Raw genomic sequence first — 23,306 nt, 5'->3', positions numbered from 1 at the left:
CAGAGCTAACTGCCCCTGCCACCTGCATCAAGAGCCTGATATAGTGAAGCCCTCGCAGGGATCATCCCCCTCAGGCAGCGTTGCGATGTGAACCTCGTTAAACGGTGTTGTGTCGCCAATGCCAACCTGTCCGATGCTGAACACGCTGAGGTCTGGTTCCGCAATGGCCAGCAATGCCGGAACACCCCAGTCAACACGCGCATGTCCGTTCCCGGTGATCAGCACGATCACACCGCCATTTGTCCGTTCCCGGGCCAGCAATACGGTTTGCGCCAGCACGGCGTCGCGATAGCGCTGCGCCTCCACAAATCCGGCGGCGGCGTTGCGGGGCAGGACGCCGCAATGGGCCTCAACCTGCGCCAATTCACGCTCCGCCCGTTGGGCCGGTGGCAGGGGCTGGTTTAGCGCGAAATCAGCGCCCTGCGTGCCAAAGGCAACGGTTGCTCCCTCACGACTGGCCAGCCGTACATTGCTGCGGGCCGCCCCACCGCCCAGGATTTGCGCATCTGGGGCCGCAAGCATGATGTCATGATAGAACGAGAATCCGGGCCAGCCGCTATTTTCCCAATCCAATGCATTGGCCAGAACGACCGGATCGGTTTCTGTCTGCAACAATCCATTCAGACGTGCGGTTTGCGAGCCGGAGATTTGCTCGAACACGATTGCGGCGGGCTGTAGTTCCGCCACGACCTGCGCCTGTCGTGCGTGATGCGCGGGGGTGCCGTGCACCTCACCCACAATCACAACATCTGCCTGCGCGCGAAAATCCGGTGGCGGCGGCGCGCATGCTGCCAGCACGAGGAGCAAGGCAGGGGCGAGGAAGTGTAGTGGTTGTGGCATAGGATTTCCGGTCATTCATGCTGAAACGCCCGGCTCTTTCGAACCGGGCGTGTACATCTTCGCGTTAATGGGGGGTATCAGGCAAGGGCAAGCATGCCCGCCGATGCACCATCATTGATTTCCAGACGGGAGCGCAGTTTCTTCAGCGCCTGTGCCTCAAGCTGCCGGATGCGTTCCTTGGACAATCCCAACTGGTTGCCGAGGCTCTCCAAGGTACGTGGATCATCGCGCATCTTACGCTCCACCACGATCATGCGTTCGCGGGTGGTCAGTGCCTCCATCGCCTCTGCGATCCAGCCGCGCACGCGGATCAGGTCCACGTCATTGCTGACGGTTTCCTCGGCGCGGGGGCCGTCATCCTCTAGCGCTTCGACCCATTCGCGGCCCTCATCACCGGCCTGCTGCGCGTTGAGCGAATAATCGGAACCGCTGAGGCGGGCCTCCATCATCTCGACATCACGCACGGGGACGCCAACCTCGGTCGCGATCAGCTCGCGCATCTCATGGCCGGAAACGGGGTCCATGCCCTGTCCCTCACGCTCCAACTTAGCCTTAACGCGGCGCAGGTTGAAAAACAGGGCCTTCTGGCTGGAGGTGGAGCCGGTGCGCACCATGGACCAGTTGCGCATGACGTAATCCTGAATGGATGCCTTGATCCACCAGACGGCATAGGTCGAGAAGCGGACACCGCGATCGGGGTCGAATTTCTCCGCCGCCTTCATCAGGCCGACGCCTGCCTCCTGAATCAGGTCAGGCATCGAGGCGCCATAGCGGCGATATTTCGAGGCCATAGACACGGCGAGGCGCATATAGGCGTTGACCAACCGGTGCAGCGACCGCTCACACCCGTCATCGCGCCATGCGCGGGCCAGTGTCAGTTCGGTTTCAGCATCCAGCATTTCGGCGCTCATCGCGTGGCGAGTTACCGAGCGTGCGATGGATTCTTCCATAGCCATGTCATTCTCCAGCTGTTGCGATTGCAGGTTTGATCCTGCTTTGGATATGGTTGATACGGTGGGGGACGCAGATCGGATCAACCAAGGATGCACGCCATGTCTGGCGCAGAAGTCTTAACAAACCTGCAAGTGGTGCTTGGCGGTGCCCGATCAGGGAAATCGCGTTTCGCCGAGCGGCTGGCGCAACATGCGGCGCGCGCTGGCGGACCGCTGACATATGTTGCAACTGCTCAAGCATTCGATGCAGAGATGCAGGCGCGGATTGCGCAGCACGTTGAGGATAGGGGCGCAGGTTGGACCACGATCGAGGCGCCACTGGACCTAGTGGACGTCATTTCTAGCCGTGTGGCCGGTGAAGTTGTGCTCATCGACTGTCTCACCCTATGGCTGTCCAACATTCTGCTGGCTCAACGTGACGTAGAGGCGGCATGCCGCGACTTGGTGGCTGCATTGGCTGCCTGTGACGCGCATGTCATCTGCGTATCCAACGAGACAGGAATGGGTTTGGTTCCAGAAAATAAGCTCGGACGTGCGTTCAGGGACGCACAGGGGCGCCTAAACCAGATGGTTGCGGCGGAATCTCGCCTAGCTGTTTTTGTCGCTGCGGGGCTGCCATTGGTGCTCAAGGGCGAATTGCCGGCGGACCTGATTTGACGGAGTGGTGGTGGGTCCGTCACGGCCCGACCCACGCGGCGCGCATGGTCGGTCACACCGATATTCCGGCGGATTTATCCGATGTAGCGGCGCTGAGTCGGCTGGCGAAAACCTTACCAAAAGCGGCGACTGTGCTGTCCTCGGACCTGATGCGTGCCCGTTGCACTGCACAAAAAATCGGTCTGAAGCCGCATCAGGACCCGCGGTTGCGTGAACTGAATTACGGCGCGTGGGAGGATCTGGCCTTTGACGATCCGGCTGTTGATGCCGCCCGCGCCCGTGCCTTTTGGGAGCAGCCGGGCGATACGCGCCCACCACAGGGTGAGAGCTGGAATGACCTGACTTCACGAATACGTGAGGTCATCTCCGCACACCCGACCGGCCCTGTTATCGCGGTGGCCCATATGGGTGTCATCCTCGCCGCGCTGTCCATCGCCACTGGGATGCCCGCGAAATCCGCGCTGTCCTTTCGCATCGAACCGCTGTCCCTGACGCGGCTGAAATGGTTCGGCGGGCAGGATTGGGCGGTGGAATGTGTTAATCACCAACCCTGAACACATTCAGTGCGAATACTGATTGGACGCGGCACGGCTGCGCCTGCATCGTAAATCAGGAGGATTTCGCATGATATGGACGCTGATAATCGGGGATCGCACATATTCCAGCTGGTCACTGCGCGGCTGGCTGCTGTTCGCCGCATTCGACATACCTGTGCAGGTACAACAGCACCCAATGTATTCGCCTGAATTAAAGGGCGCGTTGCAGGGCCTGTCCAGTGGCAGCATGCTGGTCCCGCAGATGGTATCCGGCGGGCATGCGGTCTGGGACACGCTGGCCATGGCCGAAACACTGGCCGAGGCGCATCCGCATATGTGGCCCGCAGATCCAGTTGCCCGTGCGCGGGCGCGGTCCATGGTGGCGGAGCTGCATTCAGGCTTTACCGCCTTGCGTGGGACCTGTGGCATGAACCTGCGCCACGTTTATGACGGGTTCGAAGTTACCGATGCCGTGCAGCGCGATCTGGACCGGTTGGCGGTCCTGTGGGCCGATGCGGATGGCTGGCTGTTCGGGGGCTACTCCATTGCGGACGTGTTCTTTGCCCCCGTGGCCACGCGGATTGTGACCTACGGCCTGCCAGTTTCGGATGCTATGCGGGCCTATGTACAGAAACATCTGGAGCATTTGCCCATGCGGCAATGGCGTGCGCAGGGGCTGGCCGAGAGCTTCGTGCAGCCCGGATATGATCTGGATTTACCGACCCGCGATTGGCCGGGGCAGCGTATCGCCGCCCGTGCCGTTGCATTGGGAACACCGATCAATCAGACGTGCCCCTATTCGGGAAAGCCGGTGCGCGCGAATTCCCTCGCGGAAATTGACGGGCGCATCATCGGGTTCTGCAACACGTTCTGTCGTGACAAGAGCGTGGCCGATGCGGGTGCGTGGCCGTTGCTTCAGCCTCTTTTAGTGTAAGTCGGGCGGGGCCCCTCGGTCAGATTTGCAAAGGGGTCCTGCTCGTAACCGACGCTCATCATATACAAACCGCAGGCGGGTGCGACGGTGCCGCATTCCTTGCGATCCCGTGCTTCCAATGCGCGGGTGACGTCATCCACGCTCCACGCACCTGCGCCCACACGCTCTAACGTACCGGCAAAGCTGCGGACCTGATTGTGCAGGAATGATCTGGCGGAAACATGCAGGTGAATTTCCTCACCCACGCGCTCCACGTCTAACCGGTCCAGCGTTTTAACGGGGCTGGCGGCCTGACAGGCGGTGGACCTGAACGTCGTGAAGTCGTGCTTTCCCAACATCCGGTTCGCGCCTAGCTGCATCGCGCCCTCATCCATGCGCTGACGAACCTGCCAGACAAGACCCGCATCAATTGCGGCGGGTGAACGGCGTGACAGGATGCGGTACAGATAGGTTCGGTTCAGCGCCGAAAACCGCGCGTGCCATTCATCATCCACACGTGCCACAGCGGTAATCGCGATGGGATGCGGGCGCAGATGCTGGTTGATGGCTTGGCTAAGGCGATAGGTATCCCATTCCCGATCCAGATCGACATGCGCGACCTGTCCACGGGCATGCACACCGGAATCGGTACGACCGGCCCCTGTAACCAAGGGCGCATCGCGCACGAATTTGGCCAGCGCCGCCTCGATCGTGGCCTGAACCGACGGTGCGTTTTCCTGACGTTGCCATCCGCTGAACGGTTGGCCGTGATATTCGATGCGTAGGGCGTATCTGGGCATGTGCTGGCCCTACCCTGCGCGCCGCCTTTTGCCAAGACCCTCGCAACTACGTGCGCGACACTCCATATTGAACACGAACGCTTTCGGAGGACATTTTGGGACTGACCGATATTGCCGCAGATATCACCGGCGGATTGCTGCGCGGTGTCGAGGATGCGCAAAGCAATGCCCGCGAGGCGCTGATTGATCCGGTGATCCGACTGGGCGTGACGGGGTTGAGCCGCTCTGGCAAAACCGTGTTTATCACGTCGCTGGTGGCGAACCTGCTGAACAGGGGCCGGATGCCGCAATTGCAGGCGCAGGCCGATGGCCGGATCGAGGTCGCGTTCCTGCAACCACAGCCCGACGACACCATGCCACGATTTGAATTTGAGCGTCACCTCGCCGCGCTCAGCGGACCGCAGCCGCATTGGCCCGACAGCACCCGCGCGATCAGCCAGCTGCGCCTGTCGTTCAAGGTACGGCGCGGCAGTTGGATCAGCGGGCTTAGCGGGCCGCGCACGGTGCATCTGGATATCGTGGATTACCCTGGCGAATGGTTGCTGGACCTGCCGCTGATGGGGATGACCTATGCGCAATGGTCGCAATCGGTGCTGGACGGGGCAAAGCAGCCCGCCCGTATGGCACTGGCCGCGCCGTGGTTGGGCGCGCTGGAAACCGTGGTGCCCGATGCGCCGCTGGATGAGGGGGCAGCCCAGCAACAGGCGCGGGCCTTTACCGAGTATCTAGCGGCGGTGCGGAGTGCCGGCCTGTCGGGTTTTGCCCCCGGCAGGTTTCTGATGCCCGGTGAGCTGGAGGGCTCACCCGCGCTGACCTTTGCCCCGCTGCCCGTTGGGAAATATCGCTCGGGATCGCTGGGGCGGGAGTTCGAGCGCAGGTTCGAGGCCTATAAACGCCTGGTTGTGAAGCCGTTTTTCCGCGATCATTTCTCTCGTATTGATCGCCAAGTGGTATTGGTGGACGCCTTGGGCGCCATTCATTCCGGCCCGCAAGCTGTCGAGGATTTGCGTCAGTCCATGGCCGATATTTTGCAGGCCTTCCGCCCGGGTCCCAATTCATGGCTAACCGCACTGTTGGGCCGACGGGTAGAGCGGATTTTATTTGCCGCGACCAAGGCGGATCACCTGCACCACACGCAACATGACCGGCTGGCGGCGATCATGTCTGCGCTGGTATCTGACGCCCAAACCCGTGCCGATTTTCGTGGGGCCAAAACGGCGGCACTGGCCATTGCATCGCTGCGCGCCACGGTGGAACAACAGGTACAGCATGAGGGCGCGCCGGTGGATCTAGTGCGCGGTCGCTTGCTGGAAACGGGGCGTGAGGCGGCAATGCATGCGGGCGATCTGCCGCGTGATCCGGGGCGCTTGCTTGCCCCTGCGCGGACCGGTGCGGAACGCTGGTTGGATGACAGCTATTCGGTGATGCAATTTGCGCCACCTGTATTGGACCTATTGCCCGGTGAGGGGCCGCCCCATATCCGGCTGGACCGCGCCGCTGAATTCCTGATCGGAGATCGCCTGCGATGAGCGATGAGACAGAAAACCAACCCCGCCGCCCGATCCTGATCGAGGATGACCTGCCGAAACTGGACCTGACCCCGACCAGCGCACCCCCAGTGCCCGATGCGACAGGCGTGGCGATGGTGCGCGCGACCAAGGTTGCAGCACGGCGGCCATCATGGTTTTCGCGCATCTTCTGGGGGGCGATCAGTTCTCTGCTGGTGATTATAATTGGTGAGGCGGCGTGGACCTTTGCTATGGACCTGATCGCGCGCAACCTGTGGTTGGGCCGTATCGTGATCGGCCTGATCGCTATTGTCGGGGTCGGGGTTGTTGTGGCGCTGGTGCGTGAACTGACCGCGCTGGCCCGCCTTGGCCGTGTTGATGCATTGCGGATGCAGGCCGAGCAGGCGAAAACCACTGCTGATCGGGCGCAAGCGGTTAAGGTGGTGGACAGCATCTCCACCCTGTATTCCAACCGCGATGAATTGGCCGAGGCCCGCGCCACCCTAAAGCGCAGCGCGCAGGACGTGCTGGACGCGGATGCATTGCTGGAGCTGGCAGAGCGTACATATCTGACCCCGCTAGACGCCGCCGCACGGTTGGAGATTGAGGCCGCCAGCCGCACGGTTGCTGGTGTAACGGCTTTGCTGCCCTTGGCCTTGGCCGATGTGGCGACGGCGTTGACCTCGAACCTGCGCATGATCCGGCGGATTGCCGAGATTTATGGCGGTCGGGCGGGGTTCCTGGGCTCGTGGCGGTTGTTCAAAACGGTTGCCGCGCATCTGATCGCCACCGGCGCGGTTGCGGTGGGGGATGACCTGATCGGAGCCGTTGCAGGCGGTGGATTGCTGTCCAAACTGTCCCGGCGCTTTGGCGAGGGGGTGGTAAACGGCGCGCTGACCGCCCGTGTTGGTGTTGCAGCGATGGATGTTTGCCGCCCATTGCCCTTCACCGCCTTGCGCAAGCCATCAGTGACGAACATATTGCAGCGCTCGCTGACGGGGCTGATCCCGTCGCGTGACAAGAGCTGAGGGGCGAATATGAGCGAGACCATCCAATTTCTGAACGGCGATGCCGATTTGACCGCTTGCTGCGCGCTGCGCCATCAGGTGTTCGTGGTTGAGCAAGGCGTCAGTGTTGCGGATGAGGTGGACGGCCTCGACCCAGAATGCCTGCATTTGCTGGCCACAGTGGACGCGCAACCGGTCGGCACGGCGCGTATCCTGATCCGCGATGGCGTGGCAAAAATCGGCCGCGTTTGTGTTTTGCCCTCAATGCGCGGCACCGGTTTGGGCGGGCGCATGGTGGATGCGATGCTGACCCATTTGCGCGAAATGCCTGAGGTGCGCAGCGCGAAGCTCGGCTCGCAGGTGGCGGCGATCACCCTATATGCGCGGGCCGGTTTCACGCCGGTGGGTGAGCGTTACATGGAGGCGGGATTGCCGCATCAGGACATGGTGCACTCACTCCACAGCTAAGCTTTACCCGGGCGGTGATAGTAGATGTCGTGCTGATCCTGATAGGTCGGTACGAAACCATGGCGCAGATAAAACCGGTTCACTGGGCTGGCCTTTAGCGCGCCCAACGTGATGTCCCCGCCTGCCTGCGCGATGATCCGCGCCATCACCTGCGCCCCGCAGCCGTGGCCGCTATGGTCCGGATGCAGGTAGAAATGATCCAAGTGGCTGCCGTCTGGCACCGGCCGCAGCACATAGAACCCGATCAGGTCGCCCCCGCGTAGGACGCAGGTCGTTAGCGTAGGGTCAAACCCATCCAGCAATCGTGCGCGGGCGCGGTCCTCATCAAATCGCCCCGCAGCGATCAGGCTGTCGCGCATGGCGGCAACCCGCAGATCGGCCAGCGGTCCTGCATCCGCCTGTGTTGCCAGCCGATAGCGCAGGGTGGTCATCGCACGGCCAGTGCGCGCTCCAACCCGGCTCCGACACGCAGCAGAGCTTCCTCCTGCATCGGGCCGCGCATGGCGGTAATGCCGCACATCGGCGTGCCTGTGGGCAATTGTAACGCGCATGTTCCCATCAGGTTGCCAATGCGCGTATTGCGCAGCGCCATCAGGTTTTCCGCACGGTAATAGTCGTTATCAGCGGCCAGTTTTGCGACCTCGGGCGCTGTGATCGGGGCCGTGGGGATCAGAACCGCATCATAGGCCGCTGTCGCCGCCATATATTCTGCGCGCAGCTCGGCCAAACTTGCCCGCGCCCGCAGATATTGGACCGCGCTAACCTCGGCCCCCGCGCGGAAACGGTCCAGAATTTCGGGGAACATCAGGTGGGGCGCGCTCTCGATCAACTCACCCTGTGTGGCATAGGCATCGGGTGAAAAGAGCAAGGCGGATAGGAGCATTGCGTGTGAAACCGCCTCAACACTGCCGCGGACAATCTGACCCCCGGCGGCGGCGATGCGGTTGATTGCATCCTCGAACGCGTCGCGTGGCGCGTCGCGGATATCCTCTAACGCGACATTTTCCAGCACGAGGAACCGCTGCCCGCGCACATCCGCCCCCGTCAAATCAGGTGCGGTGGTGCCATCCAGCAGGGCGAGCAGGGCTGCGGCATCCTCAACCGTGCGGCAGAGCGGGCCGACCGTGTCGAAAAACCTGCATAGCGGAACGGCTCCCTTCAGCGACAGACGCGGCGCCGTAGTTTTCAGGCCAACCAGATTGTTCCACGCCGATGGAACACGAACCGATCCGCCCGTATCAGATCCGATTCCCGCGGCTGCCAGACCAAAGGCAACGGATGTCGCCGCCCCCGAGGATGATCCACCCGGCGCCAGTTTCGGATCATTCACATTGGGCGGGGTTGCCGTGATCGGGTTATAGCCAAGCCCCGCAAAGGCGAGTTCTGTCATATGGGTTTTGCCCAAACAAATCGATCCGCCTAGCGTGGCATTGCGCAAAACCTGTGCGTCGGTTGTTGGGATATTGCCCTTTAGCAGGTCTGTCCCGGCCTCTGTTTCGGTGCCTGCCGTGTTGAACAGATCCTTCCACGATAGGGGAACGCCGTCCAAAATACCCTTGCGCGTATTGGTTCGGGCGCGATGGCGGGCGGCGTCAGCCTCGGCCATAGCGCGATCGCGGGTGGCGCGGACATAGATGCGGGGTGTGTCGGCATGGGTGTCCATCGCATCCAGAAACGCATCCGTGACCTCACGCGCGTCCACAGTGCCATCGCCAATGGCGCGGCCCAAATCACAGGCGGTGCGGTGGGTTAGTTCGTTGGTCATGAAATGCTCTCCGGATACGCTTTGCCGCAGGCTAACCAAGGTGGACGTGATGGACAATTGCTGCCGAGCGGCACTACATATTTGAATATGGAAAATCACACCGATATCGCCATCGTCGGGGGCGGCCTGAACGGCCCGATCCTTGGCCTCGCACTGGCCTCCGCTGGATTTAGCGTCACGATTCTGGACGCGCTGCCGGTTGAGGCACAGGCACAGCCGGATTTCGACGGACGCTCCTACGCCATCGCGCTGGGCTCGCAAAACCTGTTGCGTGCGGTAGAGCTGTGGGACGGCTTGGCGGCGGATGCCCAGCCGATCAACGATATCGTGGTTGCCGATGGGCGCGCCGGTTTGGGCGCCAGCCCCCACCATGTGCATTTCGATCACCGTGAGATGGAGGAAGGCCCCTTTGGCGCGATGATTGAGGATCGCCACCTGCGCGCGGCCTTAATCGCGGCGGTTGCCGATAATCCCAGGATCACGATGCGCGCACCGGCTCGCGTGGTTGCGCAGGAAACCGGGGCGCAGGGTGCTGTTCTGACCTTGCAGGATGGTGAGGAACTGCGCTGCAAGCTGATCGTCGGCTGCGATGGGCGGCGCTCTGGCACCGCGCAGCGTGCAGGCATTCGCCGGATGGAAACCGATTACGGACAAACCAGTCTGGTTTGCGCGCTAGAGCATGATTTGCCCCATGACGGCATCGCGCATCAAATGTTCTTTGCCGAGGGGCCGCTGGCGATTTTGCCGCTGCGGGGCAATCGCGTGTCCATCGTCTGGACCGAAAGCCGCGATCGCGCCGAGGCGATTCAGGCCATGGGTGACGCGGAATACCTTGCCGCCCTTGCCCCCCGTTTTGGCGATTTTCTAGGAGAGATTCGTCTGACCGGTGCGCGTTATGCCTATCCGCTGGGGCTAAGCTTGGCCGAGCATTGGACCGCGCGGCGCGTGGTGCTGGTCGGGGACGCCGCACATGGCATTCACCCGCTGGCGGGGCAGGGGCTGAATCTCGGCCTACGCGATGTTGCCGCGCTGGCCGAAGTTCTGGCCGACTCAAAGCGGCGGGGCGAGGATTGGACCCGTGGGCCGGTTCTGCAACGCTATGCCCAATGGCGGCGGTTTGACACGGCGGGGCTGGCGCTGGCCACGGATGGGTTGAACCGCCTATTCTCGAACGACAACCCGCTATTGCGTGGATTGCGCGATCTGGGGCTGGGTGCGGTGAATGCGGCAGGGCCGGTTCGGCGGACCTTTATGCGTGAGGCAGCCGGGCTGGGCGGTGATTTGCCACGCCTGATGCGGGGGCGTCCGTTATAGGGCTATGCCTCCGGCGGGGATATTTTGCGAATGCGATAGGGCGGGGATGCGTGGCGGACTGGACCGGCGGGCAGTTTCGCGGCTATAATGGCGGGTGAAACGGGGCGCAATGATCCCGATCACGAGGCCCATATGCAGTATCCCCAGCGGTTTTCCAATCTACCGGAATATGCCTTTCCACGCCTGCGCGCGCTACTCGACCCATTGACGCCGGGGGGGGATCCCTTACCGATGTCGATTGGTGAGCCGATGCACCCCTTGCCGCCAATGTTGGGAGAGGAACTGGCGCGCCATGCTGCGGGCTATGCCAAATATCCGCCAAATGACGGGGCGCCTGCCTTGCGTGAATCGATCAGCGCATGGGTTGCGCGCCGATATGGCGTGACGCCTGATCCGCAGACCGAGGTTTTGCCGTTAAACGGCACGCGAGAGGGGCTGTTTTCCGCCTGTATCGCTCTGATCGCGGAACGTAAGAATGGTGAGCGTCCGGTGGTTCTGCTGCCCAACCCGTTCTATCAATGCTACGCCGTTGCTGCGCTGACTGCGGGGGCGGAGCCGGTTTACGTGCCTGCCTTGACCGAGAACGGGTTCCTGCCCGATTTTGCCGCTGTACCTGCTGACCTATTGGCGCGCACGGCTGCTGTTTATATGTGCTCACCAGCCAATCCGCAGGGCGCTGTTGCCGATGCTGCATATTGGACGCAGTTGTTGGCGCTGGCCGAACAGCACGATTTCCGCATTTTAGCGGATGAATGCTATGCCGAGATTTACCGCGACACGCCGCCGGTTGGTGCGCTGGAAACTGTGCATGCGATCGGTGCTGATCCAGAGCGGGTGATGATTTTCCACAGCTTGTCCAAGCGCTCGAACTTGCCCGGATTGCGGTCCGGCTTTTGCGTTGGTGGGCCGCGCAGTATCGCCGCGATGAAGCAGTTGCGGTCCTATGCCGGTGCGCCACTGCCGCTGCCTGCGCAAATGGCAGCTGCGGCGGTTTGGGCGGATGAGGAGCACGTCATCGCCAACCGCGCACTATATGCCGAGAAATTCGCGCTGGCGGATGACATCCTCGGGAATATGCCCGGATATACTTCGCCCCAAGCTGGATTTTTCCTGTGGGTCGCGGTGAACGATGATGAGGATATGACGAAGCGTTTGTGGTCAGAGGACGGTGTCAAGGTGCTGCCCGGCTCGTATCTAAGCCGCGATACCGATCCGCGCCTTGGTGGAGGAAACCCGGGGGCGGGTTATATCCGCGTCGCGCTGGTCGCGCCGGCGGCGGAGGTCTCGCGTGGTTTGCATGCGATCCGCGCACAGGTCGAAAAAGAGCGGGAGAGCGGGGCATGACCCATCTCAGCTCGAACCGAGCGCGTGATCCGTTCATTCCGTCGGGGTTGCAGGCTACCTTGGGCAAGGGGGCAGGCCGTGCGCTGGGCCTGTTGCTGATTGTTTTGGCCCTGTTGATCAGCGCGATGCTGTGGACATGGAGCCCCGATGATCCCAGCTTTTTCAATGCTGTAGAGCGCGTGCCGCAAAACGCGCTGGGCCATGTCGGTGCCAGCTTGGCCGAGGTGCTGATGCGTGCAATCGGTTGGGCCGCATGGGCGCTGCCTGTCAGTTTGGGCGTGTGGGGTTACCGTTTGGCGTTGCGCCGTGGTGAGGGGCGGTTCGTGCCCGGTATCGTGCTGCTGCTGCCAATGATCGCGCTGACCTCGGTCTTTGCCGCGATGCACTTGCCGCCGGTACGCTGGCTGCCTGATTACGGGCTGGGCGGGCAATTTGGTGACGGTGTCGGGGGGCTGGTTCTGGGGATTTTGCCGCTGGCCACATCGCTGGCGGTGCCGGTGGTTGCGTTGGTGTTGGGGCTGGGGCTGATCGTGCTGGGGTCTATCGCACTGGGTGTGACCCGTGCGGAATGGCGTGTTTTAATGCGGTTCTTGCGCACCGGTATTGTTGCGATGCTGGGCCTTATGACTGTTATTGCAGGGCTGCTGTGGTCGCAGCGGGGCCGTTTTGCACGGGCTGAGGCCGCGCCAGTTGCCACACCGACCAGAGTTGCCCGCGCCGAGCCTAGCTTTGATGATGATGAACAGGATGAATTGCCGCTCGCCGATACTGCCAGCCTGATGGAGCGTTTGCGCGCCTCGCAGGATGTGGTGGTTGATGATGATGACGAGGAAGATGACGACCCGCTGGATGCGCCGATTCCTGTTACGGCCCCCGTTGCGCGCCGCGCTGATCCGACCTTCCGCCCTGTGGTTGAGCATAAGACAGCGCCGGTTAAGGTGGAAAGCCGTGCGGTTGAGCCGGAGGAAAAGTCAAATCTGGCTCCGGTTGCTGGGGAGGAGGAGGTCTATGACCGGCCCCCGCTTTCCCTGCTGGAGAGCACCACTGGTATGGTTCGGCAACAGCTCAGCGATGATGCACTGGAGCAGAATGCGCGCCTGCTGGAGAGCGTTCTGGATGATTACGGCATTCGCGGTGAAATCGTTTCGGTCAAGCCCGGTCCGGTTGTCACCATGTATGAGCTGGAGCCAGCGCCGGGCCTGAAGGCCAGCCGTGTTATTGGCCTGGCCGATGATATTGCGCGTTCAATGTCTGCACTGGCTGCGCGGGTTTCAACTGTGCCCGGTCGGTCCATCATTGGTATCGAATTGCCCAATGAAAATCGTGAGAAGGTTCTGCTGCGCGAAATTCTATCCTCCGGCCCCTATGGTGATAGTAAGCATAAGCTGCCCCTTGCCCTAGGTAAGGATATTGGTGGTGAGCCGATTGTGACCAATTTGGCCCGAATGCCACACCTGTTGATCGCGGGTACGACGGGTTCGGGTAAGTCGGTTGCTATCAACACCATGATTTTGAGCCTGTTATACCGGTTGGGTCCGGACGATTGCCGGATGATTATGATCGATCCAAAGATGCTGGAACTCAGCGTCTATGACGGTATTCCCCACCTGCTTAGCCCGGTCGTCACCGATCCTAAAAAGGCAGTTGTTGCCCTGAAATGGACCGTTGCGGAGATGGAGGAACGTTACCGCAAGATGTCCAAGATGGGCGTCCGTAACATTGATGGATATAATAGTCGGGTTGCTGATGCGTTAACGCAGGGCGAAAATTTCTCACGGACGGTTCAAACCGGCTTTGACGAGGATACTGGCGAACCGATTTTCGAGACGGAAGAATTCGCGCCCGAGAAGATGCCCTATATCGTCGTTATCGTCGATGAAATGGCCGACTTGATGATGGTCGCGGGTAAGGAGATTGAGGCGTGTATTCAGCGGCTTGCGCAGATGGCGCGGGCGTCTGGTATCCACTTGATCATGGCGACGCAGCGTCCGTCGGTTGACGTGATTACGGGTACGATCAAGGCGAACTTCCCCACGCGAATCTCGTTCCAGGTGACGTCGAAAATCGACTCGCGGACCATCTTGGGCGAAATGGGTGCGGAGCAACTGCTGGGCATGGGTGACATGCTGTATATGGCCGGCGGCGGGCGCGTTACCCGTGTCCACGGCCCGTTCGTTTCGGACGAGGAAGTCGAGGATGTTGTCAATCATCTCAAGGCGTTGGGCGCACCGGAATATATTTCCGGCGTGGTCGAGGGGCCGGATGATGGCACGGAGAGCGATATCGACCTTGTTCTGGGGCTGGGCGGCAATACCGGATCGGAAGATGCCCTTTACGATCAAGCAGTTGCCATTGTTGCACGGGACCGGAAATGCTCCACCAGCTATATCCAACGCAAGCTGGCGATCGGCTATAACAAGGCCGCTCGCTTGGTTGAGCAGATGGAGGATAACGGCGTGGTTTCCGCCGCTAACAAGGTCGGAAAGCGCGACATTCTAGTGCCGGAAATGGGCGATGGACGCGGTTGATTTTGCCATCACTGCAGGGCTGCTTGTCGCCTATTTTGCGTGGATGAATTACTGGACATATCAAGGGTTTGCGCAGGATAAGGCGCGATCCTTGAATGGTGAATGGCGCATTCCTGAACATGTGTTGTTGTGGTGGGCGGCCTATGGTGGCGCGCCTGCCGCGTTCTATGCGCGCAAACGGTTGCGCCATAAGACCCGCAAGGAGCCGTTTTCCAGTGATCTGAGGAAGATAGCCGTTTGGCAGGCTATCTGGGTGCCCTGTCTGCTGGCGTTTATCTTTTGGGTGAACCCTGTGGGTCTCGTTCGGCAGTCGAACCTGTTCGCGATGGGGCTGGAAACCTTTGCCGCATCGCCGTCCGAGGTGGAGCAAGTTGAACGCCCTGTGCCGGTTATGGTGCTACGCCGTAGTGAATAAATCGTTGGCTGCGCTATGGCTGCTATGCGGCTGCTTTCTGGCTGCGCAGTAAAACACTCGGGAATTTGTGCGTTAACGAACTGTCAGGAAATTCGAGGTACTCCCTATCCATCGGAATTGAATAGGGAGTGCTGCGCGATCAGGCTTGTTTCTTGACGAACTGGGTTAGGATGACGATCCGCTCTCCGTTCACGCGGCCCTCGATCTGATCGCCATTATCGGCGACGAGGGAAATGCCGCGCACGGCTGTGCCACGCTTCGCGGTTTGGCTGGAGCCCTTAACGTTTAGGTCCTTGATCAGCGTCACCGTGTCACCATCGGCCAGGGCAGCGCCGTTGCTGTCGCGGTGGGTTGGTTCCTGTACGGCGGCAGGGGCGCGCATCTGGGCCCATGCCTGGGTTTCCTCGTCCAGCCAGAGCTGGGATTTCAGGTCGGCGGCCCAGTCGAGGCGGGAAAGCCCGCTGAGGATACGCCACGCCACGACCTGCACCGGTGGGATCGGGGTCCACATGGTGTTTTCCAGCGCGCGCCAGTGATCCGGATCGGACAGGTCGCGGTCGGTCAGGCGACGATTGCATTCGGCGCAGGTCAGCACCTCGGCGCTATCTGCGTAGCCATCAGGCGGGGTCAGGGCGAAGGGGGTCAGGTCGGTGGTGCTGCGGCAAAGCTCGCATGCGCCGTCAGCGCGGGCGAGCAGATCGTCGATGAGGGCCATGAGCATTCCTTTCGGGGTTGGGGGCGCTGTAGCACCTGCGCGGCGGGCGCTCCAGTCGGGACTCGCATGAAAGTTATGTCGGGGGCATGGAACCGAAGGGGGGGGCAGCGCATATGTACCCTATGGAAAGACGTATCTTCATAGCGGGGCTGACGGCCCTTGGTGCAAGTGGCCTCGCGACGGCAGGCCATGCGCAGGGAGCGGAGGAACTTGCGCGGATCGACGCATATCTGAATGCGATGCGGTCTGCACAGGGGACGTTCGTGCAATATAACAGCGACGGGTCCACGTCGGAGGGCGAGTACTGGATCAAAAAACCGGGCCTGATGAAGTTTGAATATGCGCAGCCACATCCACATATCATCGTCGCAGATGGTGTTTGGGTGGCGGTGATTGACCGGTCCTCGAACGATGCGCCGCAGCAATACCCGATCAGAAGCACGCCGTTGAATCTGATTTTGCGTGATGAGACGGATCTGCTTGCCTCGGGCGTGGTGCGCCGGATTACGCGCAGTGATGGGCGCACGACGATTATGGCATCGGATGATGAGGAAGATGGCTCGCTGGAGATGGTGTTCGACGACAACCCCATCGCCCTGCGCCAATGGGTGACGATCAACCCGCAGGGGCAGCGCACGACCATTGAACTGACATCGATGGAGCAGAACGTTGAGCTGCCCCGCCGGATGTTCTCGATTCAGGCGGCGGCGCGTTTGCGCTGATTGATCTGGACTGACGGGAAATTCCCACTGGCGGGTTGTGCGCTGCATTGCAACCCGCCAATATGGCGACAACGCACTCGCCAGTGCCCGGAAAGGGCCTCTATGCAGCTGTATCTGCCTATCGCCGAGGTATCGGTCAATTTGTTCCTGCTTTTAGGGCTGGGCACGATTGTGGGTGTTTTATCGGGTATGTTTGGCGTTGGCGGTGGGTTTCTGCTGACCCCCCTGTTGATTTTTATCGGCATTCCGCCTGCGGTTGCTGTGGCCACGCAGGCCCCGCAAATCACCGGTCTGAGCTTTTCGGGAACTCTGGCGCATTTGCGACGACGTACTGTGGATATCAAGATGGGGTTGGTGCTGCTGGCGGGCGGCTTGCTCGGCTCACTGATCGGCGTTCGAATCTTTAAATGGTTGAGCGAAATGGGGCAGGTCGAGCTGCTGGTTTCGCTCTGCTATGTTGTGTTTCTGGGCGTGATCGGCGGGCTGATGTTCATCGAGAGCCTGAACACGCTGCGCAAATCGCGCAAGCCGGGCACGGTAAAACGGCGGCAGCGGCATGTTTGGGTGCACCGCCTGCCGTTCAAGATGCGGTTTCGGACCTCTCACCTCTATATCTCGGCCATTCCACCATTTGCGATCGGGTTTTTCGTGGGTATTCTGTCCGCGATTATGGGCGTTGGTGGTGGCTTCATCATGGTGCCGGCGATGATCTATATTATCGGCATGCCCACGGCGGTTGTGGTGGGAACATCGCTGTTCCAGATCATGTTTGTTACGGCCTTCACCACGATTTTGCATGCTACGCAGAACTACACAGTCGATACGATGCTGGCGCTGCTGCTCTTGGTCGGTGGTGTGGTTGGCGCACAATTCGGCGCGATTATCGCTGTTAAGATGAAGGCGGAGCAGTTGCGGATCGCGCTGGCGCTGATGGTGCTCGCGGTGTGTCTAAAGTTGGCCTTTGACCTGATCGTCACGCCGGATGATCTGTACTCGCTGACGGTGGGAACGTGATGCGCGCGTGGGTTGGTGCTTTGCTATTGCTGGCATCGCTGGGCGCGGCGCGGGCGGAGGAGGTCGTTGCCTCGCTGAGCCAGAATCAGGTTTCGATCACCGCGTTTTTCGACGGATCAGAGATTTTCGTTTTTGGCGCGGTAAAGCGATATTCGCCGCCGCCTGCGGATGCGGGGCCGTTGCAGGTTCTGGTCTCGATCGTTGGGCCGATCGGGCCGGTGACGGTGCGGCGTAAGGAGCGTGTGGCCGGTATCTGGATCAACACTGACGAAGTGATCGTGGATCGCGCGCCCTATTTCTATGCCAATGCCTCGACCGTGCCGGTGCGTGAAATGCTGTCCCACACGGATCAGATGCGCAATCAGATCGGCCTGCCATGGTTGGTTGATCTGCGCGGCGCGCCCGAGGAAATCGCCGATCCGTTTGATTTTCGGGATGCGGTCGTGCGGTTGCGCAGTTCCGAGGGGTTGTACAGTGAGCTGCCCGGTGCGGTTCGACTGGTTGACGAGACGCTGTTTGATGTGTCGGTGCCGTTGCCCGCGAACTTGGTCGAGGGGGATTATACCGCGCGCGTTTTTCTGACCCGTGACCGGCAGGTTGTGGATAGTTTCGAGACGACAATTGCCGTGCGGCGCAGTGGGCTGGAGGATTGGATCTACCGGTTGGCGCAGGATCAGGCGCTGATTTACGGTCTGCTGTCCGTCGCGCTGGCGCTGGCGCTGGGATGGGCGGCGGCGGCGTTGTTCCGTTATTTACGGCCCTGAATCCAAGTAATCGTATGGACACAATTTAACGCCGTGAAAACGACGTCTGGGGTCGCAACTGCCCTTGCTGATGGTCGCGTGTCGGGGTCTTCTCACCCTAGGTAAGGGGACGAGCATGGGTTATTCAGGCTTTAAGGTGTTTCTGGAGGGGTTGCGCGGTAATACCGGATGGAAACCAGTCTGGCGCGATCCCGCGCCAAAGGCACATTACGATGTTATTATTATCGGCGGCGGCGGGCACGGCCTGACCACGGCCTATTATCTGGCCAAAAACCACGGCATCACCAATGTCGCGGTGTTGGAGCGTGGATATCTGGGCGGTGGCAATGTGGGCCGCAACACAACCATTGTGCGGGCGAACTATCTGCTGCCCGGAAATTCCGAGTTCTATTCCCACTCGCTGAAATTGTGGGAGGGGATGGAGCAGGAGCTGAACTACAACACGATGATGTCGCAGCGGGGTATCCTGAACCTTGCGCATTCTGACGGGCAGATGGATGCCTTTGCGCGGCGCGGCAATCAGATGCGATTGCAGGGCGATGATGCGGTGCTGCTGGATGCGCAGGGTGTGCGCGATCATGCAAGTTTCCTGAATTTCGACAGCCAGCGGTTCCCAATTCGCGGTGGGCTGCTGCATGGGCGCGGTGGTACGGCGCGGCACGATGCGGTTGCGTGGGGATATGCGCGCGGTGCTGACCAGTTCGGCGTTGATCTGATCCAGAACTGCGAGGTCACGGGGTTCAAGATTGAGGCGGGCGTGGTCAAGGGTGTTGAGACGACGCGCGGGTCTATCAGCGCGGGCAAGGTGGGCATGGCTGTGGCCGGTCGCACCTCGCAAGTGGCGGCGATGGCGGGGTTGCGCCTGCCGGTGGAAAGCCACGCCTTGCAGGCCTTTGTTTCCGAGGGGCTGAAGCCGGTGGTGCCCGGTGTCGTGACCTTTGGCATGGGGCATTTCTATGTCAGCCAGTCGGATAAGGGCGGCTTGGTTTTCGGCGGCGATCTGGATTTTTATAACTCCTATGCCGCGCGCGGAAATATGCCCGCGATGGAGCATGTGATGGAGGCTGGCATGGCTATGATGCCAATGCTGGGCAACGCAAAGCTGCTGCGCGGGTGGGGTGGTATCATGGATATGAGCATGGATGGTTCGCCCATCATTGACCGCACGCCGGTGCAAAACCTCTATCTGAACGGGGGGTGGTGCTATGGCGGGTTCAAGGCAACGCCTGCCTCTGGTTGGTGCTATGCGCATCTGCTGGCCACGGATCAGCCACATCCGGTTGCATCGCGGTTCACGCTGAACCGGTTCGAGACGGGGCAGTTGCTGGACGAAGAAGGGACGGGCCCGCGTCCGAACCGGCATTGAGACAGGTGGCAATGTATTGGATTGAGGGAGCGGACGCATGAGGATCAATTGTCCCCTATGTGGCGCGCGTGATTTGCGTGAATTCAGCTATCTGGGCGATGCGCGTCTGGCTGATCGGCCGGCGGCTGATGCCTCGGCGCAGGACTGGCAGGACTATGTTTACCTGCGCGACAATCCCGCCGGACCCCATGCGGAGCTATGGCAGCACGCGCAGGGATGCCGTGCGTGGTTACGTGTCCGGCGCAATACGGTTACCCACGAAATTCTATCGGTGGAGCGCACACGATGAGGGTCGAAACTGGGGGCAATCGCCTGAACCGTGATCGGGCCGTGCGGTTCACGCTGAACGGGGTTTCGCGTGCTGGTCTGGCTGGCGATACGTTGAGCGCAGCATTGCTGGCCGATGGTCAGGTCTTGCAGGGGCGCTCGTTCAAATATCACCGCCCGCGTGGCCCTGTTACCGCTGGCTCCGAGGAGCCGAATGCGCTGTTCACACTGGGGCAGGGCGGGGCGCAGATGCCCAATATGCGCGGCACAACGCAGGAGATTTTCGACGGCTTGCAGGCGGCCACGCAAAACCATGTGGGGTCGTTGCGGCATGATGCGATGGCGGTCAACGATCTGTTCAGCCGGTTCTTGAGTGCGGGATTTTACTACAAAACCTTCATGTGGCCGCGCGCGTTTTGGGAGCGGGTTTACGAGCCGATTATTCGCGCCGCTGCCGGTCTGGGCGCATTGTCCGGTGAGGATAGCGTTGAGCGGTATGATCGGGCATGGGCGCATTGCGATCTGCTGATCATCGGCAGTGGTCCTGCCGGATTGATGGCGGCCCTAACCGCAGGGCGACGCGGCGAGCGTGTGCTGTTGGTTGAGGAGGATATGCGGCTGGGCGGACGCCTGGACGCGGAGAGTTTTGCCATTGGTGATGATACCGGTGCCGTTTGGGCGGCTGGCATCGCGGCGGAGCTGGCAAGCCTGCCCAATGTGCGCGTCATGACGCGAACCACGGTGACGGGTGCCTATGATGGTGGCACCTATGGCGCGTATGAGCGGGTGGGTGAGCATCTGGGCACGATCCCCGACGGTGCGCCACGCGGTTGTTTCTGGCGCATTGTCGCGGGGCGGGCCATTTTGGCAGGTGGCGCGCATGAGCGGATGATAGGTTTCCCCAATAATGATCGCCCGGGGATCATGCAGGCCAGCGCGGTGCGGGCCTATTTGCATCGCTATGGTGTGGCGCCGGCGCGGCGAATTGCTGTCTTTGGCAATAATGACAACGCTTGGCGCACGGTCACGGATTTGCAGGCGGCCGGGGTTGAGGTTACGGCCCTGATCGACACACGCGATGGCGTGACGCCGACGGTGGATTGCCCCGTTTATACGGGCGCGCAGGTTGTGGAAACACGCGGGCGGCTGGGCTTGCGCAATCTGGATGTGCGCGATGCAAACGGCGTGCATCGGGTTGAGGCGGAATGTCTGGCCGTGTCCGGCGGCTGGAACCCCTCGGTGCACCTAACCTGCCACATGAACGGGCGGCCGATCTGGCGCGATGATATTGCGGCATTTGTGTCGGTGGCGGGATCGGTTCCGAACTTGCAGGCGATTGGTGCGGCGAACGGTGATTTCAGCACGGCGGCGGCGTTGCGTGCAGGGGTTGAGGCAGGTGGCGGTGGTGAGGTTCCGAAGGCCGAGGATGGTCCGGTGAACATCACCCCGTTCTGGCATGTAACCGGCGTTAAGGGGCGTCAGTGGCTGGATTTCCAGAACGACGTGACGGTCAAGGATGTGACGCTGGCCCATCGCGAGAACTTCCGATCTGTCGAGCATATGAAACGCTACACCACGCTGGGCATGGCGACGGATCAGGGTAAGCTGAGCAATGTTGGCGGGCTGGCGGTCTTGGCCGAGCTGGCGGGGCGTGAAATCCCTGATGTTGGAACCACCACGTTCCGTCCGCCCTATACTCCGGTTCCGGTGGCGGCATTGGCGGGGCGCACGGCGCGGGGGCAGTTCCAGCCGCATCGCCTGACGCCCTCGGACGGGTTGAGCCGTGAGCGGAACGCCTCGTTTGTTGAAGCGGGCCAATGGCACCGTGCCGCATGGTTCCCTGAGGGAGAGGAAACCACGTGGAAGCAAAGCGCGGATCGTGAGGTTGGCTGGGTCCGCAACGCGGTTGGCGTGTGTGACGTGACAACTTTGGGTAAGATCGACGTGCAGGGACCGGATGCGGTCAGGCTGCTGGACCTGATCTATGCTGGTAAGATGTCCACGCTAAAGCCGGGCAAGGTGCGGTATGGGCTGATGCTGCGCGAGGATGGTTTGGTCATGGATGACGGCACCTGCGCGCGGCTGGGCGATGATCGCTATGTCATCACAACCACCACCGCTGCGGCGGGTGAGGTGATGGCCCATGTTGAGTTCTGCACACAGGCTCTGCACCCCGAATGGCAGGTCAGCGCGGTGAGCGTCACCGACCAATGGGCGCAATTCGCCGTGGCGGGGCCGCAATCGAGTGCCTTGTTACAGGGATTGCTGGGGCATGAACTGACCGACGCCGAGTGGCCCTTTATGGGCTGTGGTCCGGTGCAAATCGGGGGAGTTGCAGGGCGGTTGTTCCGTATCTCGTTTTCCGGCGAGATGGCCTATGAAATCGCGGTTCCGGCGCGTTATGGCGATGCCTTGGCGCGTGAGCTGACGGCGCGGGCGCAGGCGTTGGGCGGCGGGCTGTACGGGATGGAGGCGTTGAACATCCTGCGGGTTGAAAAGGGGTTCATCACCCATGCCGAAATTGACGGTCGCATCAGCGCAGATGATCTGGGCATGGGCCGGATGGTCAGCCCTAGCAAGGATTGCATAGGTAAGGTGATGAGCCAACGCGACGGTTTGCACGGGCCGCAGCGTAAGCAGTTGGTCGGATTGCGCGCCGTGGGTGAGGGACGCTTGCTGTCCGGTGCGCATCTGTTTGATGTGGGGGTGGAGCCTGCGCCGGATGCGGATTGGGGGCATGTTTCCTCGGCCTGTGTTTCGCCAAGCTTGGGCGCGATTGCGCTGGGCTTTGTGGTGAACGGGCGCGCGCGGCATGGGGAACAGATACGGGCGCTGGACCTGCTGCGCGGCAATGATGTGATCTGCGAGATTTGCGATCCCGTCTTTATGGACCCTGAGGGAGGGCGGATGCGTGGTTGATCTGATCGAGAAGTCGGCTTTTTCCGGCGCAGAACTGCCGTTTGTCGCGGGGGGGCTGACGTTGGACGAGGCCCCGATCGACGCATTGTGGTCCGTCAGCCCCTATGCCGGTGCGCAGGTGCCGCTGGATTTACAGGTCGGACGTTGCGGGCAGAACACGATCTGGGCGGGGGCGGATATGTGGTTCACCACGCAGGCCCCGCCGGACCTGACAGGGATTGCTGCGGTGACGGAGCAGGGCGATGGATGGGTCGCGCTGGACCTGACAGGTGATGGTTGGGGCCATGTTCTGGCCCGCATTTGCCCCGTTGATCCGATGCTGATCTCGCAAGGTGTTTGTGTGCGCACCGATCTGGGGCATATGTTTGCGCTGATTATCGGGCTGGGACGGGGCGTGCGCATTATGGGCATGCGCTCCTTCGCGCACAGCCTGCACCACGAACTGGTTGAGGCGATGCAGTCTCAGGCCGCACGACAAAGGATGTGAGATT

23 protein-coding genes are annotated in these 23,306 nt (G+C 61.2%); 17 read left to right on the top strand and 6 right to left on the bottom strand.

What is annotated here, in order from left to right:
- Positions 1-27: 27 nt before the first annotated feature.
- Entirely contained in the window at positions 28-840 is an 813-nt protein-coding gene (locus tag CR254_RS02205; protein WP_180955861.1) for a ChaN family lipoprotein, read from the bottom strand.
- A gap of 77 nt (positions 841-917) precedes the next feature.
- Positions 918-1,796, bottom strand: a complete 879-nt coding sequence (locus tag CR254_RS02200) for an RNA polymerase factor sigma-32 (RefSeq protein ID WP_097928167.1) — start codon at positions 1,794-1,796, stop codon at positions 918-920.
- A gap of 96 nt (positions 1,797-1,892) precedes the next feature.
- Between CR254_RS02200 and cobU the strand changes: the two genes are divergently transcribed.
- The 3 genes from cobU to CR254_RS02185 all read left to right on the top strand — a co-directional run bounded on the left by cobU (position 1,893) and on the right by CR254_RS02185 (position 3,920).
- Positions 1,893-2,450, top strand: coding sequence for a bifunctional adenosylcobinamide kinase/adenosylcobinamide-phosphate guanylyltransferase (gene cobU / locus CR254_RS02195; RefSeq protein ID WP_097928166.1), 558 nt, complete (start codon positions 1,893-1,895; stop codon positions 2,448-2,450).
- Positions 2,447-3,004, top strand: coding sequence for a histidine phosphatase family protein (locus CR254_RS02190; protein ID WP_097928165.1), 558 nt, complete (start codon positions 2,447-2,449; stop codon positions 3,002-3,004). Before cobU ends, CR254_RS02190 begins: the two co-directional genes overlap by 4 nt.
- Before the next feature lie 70 nt (positions 3,005-3,074).
- Complete coding sequence (locus tag CR254_RS02185) at positions 3,075-3,920, top strand: glutathione S-transferase (protein WP_097928164.1); 846 nt, start codon at positions 3,075-3,077, stop codon at positions 3,918-3,920.
- On the opposite strand, the gene truA is transcribed toward CR254_RS02185, so the two are convergent.
- Positions 3,902-4,699 carry a tRNA pseudouridine(38-40) synthase TruA gene (truA, locus tag CR254_RS02180; protein ID WP_097928163.1) on the bottom strand — a complete coding sequence of 266 codons (798 nt, stop codon included), beginning with the start codon at positions 4,697-4,699 and terminating at the stop codon, positions 3,902-3,904. The two genes, CR254_RS02185 and truA, sit on opposite strands and share 19 nt — an antisense overlap.
- A 95-nt stretch (positions 4,700-4,794) precedes the next feature.
- Between truA and CR254_RS02175 the strand changes: the two genes are divergently transcribed.
- Genes CR254_RS02175 through CR254_RS02165 form a run of 3 tightly spaced genes read left to right on the top strand, consistent with a single transcriptional unit; the run spans position 4,795 to position 7,682 of the window.
- Positions 4,795-6,228, top strand: a complete 1,434-nt coding sequence (locus CR254_RS02175; RefSeq protein WP_425440225.1) for a YcjX family GTP-binding protein — start codon at positions 4,795-4,797, stop codon at positions 6,226-6,228.
- A complete protein-coding gene (locus CR254_RS02170; RefSeq protein ID WP_097928162.1) occupies positions 6,225-7,235 on the top strand; it encodes a YcjF family protein in 1,011 nt (336 codons plus the stop codon). The genes CR254_RS02175 and CR254_RS02170 overlap by 4 nt, the downstream gene beginning before the upstream one ends.
- Before the next feature lie 9 nt (positions 7,236-7,244).
- The gene (locus CR254_RS02165) at positions 7,245-7,682 is read left to right on the top strand and encodes a GNAT family N-acetyltransferase (protein ID WP_097928161.1); all 438 of its coding nucleotides are present in this window, start codon (positions 7,245-7,247) and stop codon (positions 7,680-7,682) included.
- Here CR254_RS02165 and CR254_RS02160 read toward each other — a convergent pair.
- Both CR254_RS02160 and CR254_RS02155 read right to left on the bottom strand, forming a co-directional pair.
- Entirely contained in the window at positions 7,679-8,113 is a 435-nt protein-coding gene (locus CR254_RS02160) for a GNAT family N-acetyltransferase (protein ID WP_097928160.1), read from the bottom strand. The two genes, CR254_RS02165 and CR254_RS02160, sit on opposite strands and share 4 nt — an antisense overlap.
- The gene (locus CR254_RS02155) at positions 8,110-9,447 is read right to left on the bottom strand and encodes an amidase (RefSeq protein ID WP_097928159.1); all 1,338 of its coding nucleotides are present in this window, start codon (positions 9,445-9,447) and stop codon (positions 8,110-8,112) included. The genes CR254_RS02160 and CR254_RS02155 overlap by 4 nt, the downstream gene beginning before the upstream one ends.
- An 87-nt stretch (positions 9,448-9,534) precedes the next feature.
- On the opposite strand from CR254_RS02155, the gene CR254_RS02150 reads away from it, so the two are divergent.
- From CR254_RS02150 to CR254_RS02135, 4 genes are all read left to right on the top strand, one after another.
- Positions 9,535-10,761: a UbiH/UbiF/VisC/COQ6 family ubiquinone biosynthesis hydroxylase gene (locus CR254_RS02150; protein WP_097928158.1), complete on the top strand. Its 1,227-nt coding sequence runs from the start codon at positions 9,535-9,537 to the stop codon at positions 10,759-10,761.
- Positions 10,762-10,893: 132 nt separating this feature from the next.
- A complete protein-coding gene (locus CR254_RS02145; protein WP_097928865.1) occupies positions 10,894-12,105 on the top strand; it encodes an aminotransferase class I/II-fold pyridoxal phosphate-dependent enzyme in 1,212 nt (403 codons plus the stop codon).
- Positions 12,102-14,633: an FtsK/SpoIIIE family DNA translocase gene (locus CR254_RS02140; protein WP_097928157.1), complete on the top strand. Its 2,532-nt coding sequence runs from the start codon at positions 12,102-12,104 to the stop codon at positions 14,631-14,633. Before CR254_RS02145 ends, CR254_RS02140 begins: the two co-directional genes overlap by 4 nt.
- Positions 14,620-15,048, top strand: a complete 429-nt coding sequence (locus tag CR254_RS02135) for a DUF1294 domain-containing protein (RefSeq protein ID WP_097928156.1) — start codon at positions 14,620-14,622, stop codon at positions 15,046-15,048. The genes CR254_RS02140 and CR254_RS02135 overlap by 14 nt, the downstream gene beginning before the upstream one ends.
- 139 nt (positions 15,049-15,187) lie before the next feature.
- Here the strand turns inward: CR254_RS02135 and CR254_RS02130 are convergent, their stop codons facing one another.
- The gene (locus CR254_RS02130; RefSeq protein ID WP_097928155.1) at positions 15,188-15,763 is read right to left on the bottom strand and encodes a PhnA domain-containing protein; all 576 of its coding nucleotides are present in this window, start codon (positions 15,761-15,763) and stop codon (positions 15,188-15,190) included.
- 122 nt (positions 15,764-15,885) lie between these two features.
- On the opposite strand from CR254_RS02130, the gene CR254_RS02125 reads away from it, so the two are divergent.
- The 7 genes from CR254_RS02125 to CR254_RS02095 all read left to right on the top strand — a co-directional run bounded on the left by CR254_RS02125 (position 15,886) and on the right by CR254_RS02095 (position 23,302).
- Complete coding sequence (locus CR254_RS02125) at positions 15,886-16,485, top strand: LolA family protein (RefSeq protein WP_180955860.1); 600 nt, start codon at positions 15,886-15,888, stop codon at positions 16,483-16,485.
- 102 nt (positions 16,486-16,587) lie between these two features.
- Entirely contained in the window at positions 16,588-17,499 is a 912-nt protein-coding gene (locus tag CR254_RS02120) for a sulfite exporter TauE/SafE family protein (protein ID WP_097928153.1), read from the top strand.
- Entirely contained in the window at positions 17,499-18,263 is a 765-nt protein-coding gene (locus CR254_RS02115) for a TIGR02186 family protein (protein ID WP_097928152.1), read from the top strand. The genes CR254_RS02120 and CR254_RS02115 overlap by 1 nt, the downstream gene beginning before the upstream one ends.
- Positions 18,264-18,378: 115 nt before the next feature.
- Positions 18,379-19,629 (top strand): sarcosine oxidase subunit beta family protein, encoded by a 1,251-nt coding sequence (locus CR254_RS02110; RefSeq protein ID WP_097928151.1) that lies wholly within the window; start codon positions 18,379-18,381, stop codon positions 19,627-19,629.
- A gap of 37 nt (positions 19,630-19,666) precedes the next feature.
- Positions 19,667-19,918, top strand: a complete 252-nt coding sequence (locus CR254_RS02105; protein WP_097928150.1) for a sarcosine oxidase subunit delta — start codon at positions 19,667-19,669, stop codon at positions 19,916-19,918.
- Positions 19,915-22,815 carry a sarcosine oxidase subunit alpha family protein gene (locus tag CR254_RS02100; protein ID WP_097928149.1) on the top strand — a complete coding sequence of 967 codons (2,901 nt, stop codon included), beginning with the start codon at positions 19,915-19,917 and terminating at the stop codon, positions 22,813-22,815. Before CR254_RS02105 ends, CR254_RS02100 begins: the two co-directional genes overlap by 4 nt.
- Positions 22,808-23,302, top strand: a complete 495-nt coding sequence (locus CR254_RS02095; protein WP_097928148.1) for an aminomethyltransferase family protein — start codon at positions 22,808-22,810, stop codon at positions 23,300-23,302. Before CR254_RS02100 ends, CR254_RS02095 begins: the two co-directional genes overlap by 8 nt.
- Positions 23,303-23,306 lie beyond the last annotated feature (4 nt).

It is taken from the genome of Pontivivens marinum (genome assembly GCF_900231835.1).
In the GTDB taxonomy this organism is placed as follows: domain Bacteria; phylum Pseudomonadota; class Alphaproteobacteria; order Rhodobacterales; family Rhodobacteraceae; genus Pontivivens; species Pontivivens marinum.
The sequence above is the reverse complement of the archived record's forward strand: the minus strand, read 5'-3'. Positions and strand labels throughout refer to the sequence as shown.

What these genes read in the sequence shown, in the direction of transcription:
- CR254_RS02205 (WP_180955861.1), bottom strand. Translation starts at nt 840, where the DNA reads ATGCCACAACCACTACACTTCCTCGCCCCTGCCTTGCTCCTCGTGCTG.
- CR254_RS02200 (WP_097928167.1), bottom strand. Translation starts at nt 1,796, where the DNA reads ATGGCTATGGAAGAATCCATCGCACGCTCGGTAACTCGCCACGCGATG.
- cobU (WP_097928166.1), top strand. Translation starts at nt 1,893, where the DNA reads ATGTCTGGCGCAGAAGTCTTAACAAACCTGCAAGTGGTGCTTGGCGGT.
- CR254_RS02185 (WP_097928164.1), top strand. Translation starts at nt 3,075, where the DNA reads ATGATATGGACGCTGATAATCGGGGATCGCACATATTCCAGCTGGTCA.
- truA (WP_097928163.1), bottom strand. Translation starts at nt 4,699, where the DNA reads ATGCCCAGATACGCCCTACGCATCGAATATCACGGCCAACCGTTCAGC.
- CR254_RS02170 (WP_097928162.1), top strand. Translation starts at nt 6,225, where the DNA reads ATGAGCGATGAGACAGAAAACCAACCCCGCCGCCCGATCCTGATCGAG.
- CR254_RS02165 (WP_097928161.1), top strand. Translation starts at nt 7,245, where the DNA reads ATGAGCGAGACCATCCAATTTCTGAACGGCGATGCCGATTTGACCGCT.
- CR254_RS02160 (WP_097928160.1), bottom strand. Translation starts at nt 8,113, where the DNA reads ATGACCACCCTGCGCTATCGGCTGGCAACACAGGCGGATGCAGGACCG.
- CR254_RS02155 (WP_097928159.1), bottom strand. Translation starts at nt 9,447, where the DNA reads ATGACCAACGAACTAACCCACCGCACCGCCTGTGATTTGGGCCGCGCC.
- CR254_RS02150 (WP_097928158.1), top strand. Translation starts at nt 9,535, where the DNA reads ATGGAAAATCACACCGATATCGCCATCGTCGGGGGCGGCCTGAACGGC.
- CR254_RS02145 (WP_097928865.1), top strand. Translation starts at nt 10,894, where the DNA reads ATGCAGTATCCCCAGCGGTTTTCCAATCTACCGGAATATGCCTTTCCA.
- CR254_RS02140 (WP_097928157.1), top strand. Translation starts at nt 12,102, where the DNA reads ATGACCCATCTCAGCTCGAACCGAGCGCGTGATCCGTTCATTCCGTCG.
- CR254_RS02135 (WP_097928156.1), top strand. Translation starts at nt 14,620, where the DNA reads ATGGACGCGGTTGATTTTGCCATCACTGCAGGGCTGCTTGTCGCCTAT.
- CR254_RS02130 (WP_097928155.1), bottom strand. Translation starts at nt 15,763, where the DNA reads ATGGCCCTCATCGACGATCTGCTCGCCCGCGCTGACGGCGCATGCGAG.
- CR254_RS02125 (WP_180955860.1), top strand. Translation starts at nt 15,886, where the DNA reads ATGGAAAGACGTATCTTCATAGCGGGGCTGACGGCCCTTGGTGCAAGT.
- CR254_RS02120 (WP_097928153.1), top strand. Translation starts at nt 16,588, where the DNA reads ATGCAGCTGTATCTGCCTATCGCCGAGGTATCGGTCAATTTGTTCCTG.
- CR254_RS02115 (WP_097928152.1), top strand. Translation starts at nt 17,499, where the DNA reads ATGCGCGCGTGGGTTGGTGCTTTGCTATTGCTGGCATCGCTGGGCGCG.
- CR254_RS02110 (WP_097928151.1), top strand. Translation starts at nt 18,379, where the DNA reads ATGGGTTATTCAGGCTTTAAGGTGTTTCTGGAGGGGTTGCGCGGTAAT.
- CR254_RS02105 (WP_097928150.1), top strand. Translation starts at nt 19,667, where the DNA reads ATGAGGATCAATTGTCCCCTATGTGGCGCGCGTGATTTGCGTGAATTC.
- CR254_RS02100 (WP_097928149.1), top strand. Translation starts at nt 19,915, where the DNA reads ATGAGGGTCGAAACTGGGGGCAATCGCCTGAACCGTGATCGGGCCGTG.